At 54.6% G+C, this 527-nt stretch carries 1 rRNA gene; it reads right to left on the reverse strand.

Annotation, left to right across the window (positions count from 1 at the left end):
- Positions 1-527: ribosomal RNA gene (locus ACFQ03_RS25830) — 23S ribosomal RNA — on the reverse strand; the annotation flags it as partial.

Consider the following 527-nt stretch of genomic DNA (forward strand, 5'->3'; position numbering starts at 1 on the left):
TTTCACCGGATCTCTCGTTGAGACAGCGCCCAAGTCGTTACGCCATTCGTGCGGGTCAGAACTTACCTGACAAGGAATTTCGCTACCTTAGGACCGTTATAGTTACGGCCGCCGTTTACTGGGGCTTCGGTTCATAGCTTCGGGTTACCCCTAACCACTCCCCTTAACCTTCCAGCACCGGGCAGGCGTCAGCCCGTATACTTCGCCTTTCGGCTTCGCACAGACCTGTGTTTTTGCTAAACAGTCGCTTGGGCCTATTCACTGCGGCCCCCTCGGGCTATTCACCCTACCGAGGCACCCCTTCTCCCGAAGTTACGGGGTCATTTTGCCGAGTTCCTTAACGAGAGTTCTTCCGAGCGCCTTAGAATTCTCTTCCTACCTACCTGTGTCGGTTTACGGTACGGGCACCTTCTCCCTGGCTAGAGGCTTTTCTTGGCAGCTGGAGTACAAGTTCTTCGGTACTGCAATTTTCCCTCCCCATCACAGCTCAGCCTTACGGTGTGCGGATTTGCCTACACACCAGCCTT

It is taken from the genome of Paenibacillus residui (assembly GCF_042677205.1).
In the GTDB taxonomy this organism is placed as follows: domain Bacteria; phylum Bacillota; class Bacilli; order Paenibacillales; family NBRC-103111; genus Paenibacillus_L; species Paenibacillus_L residui.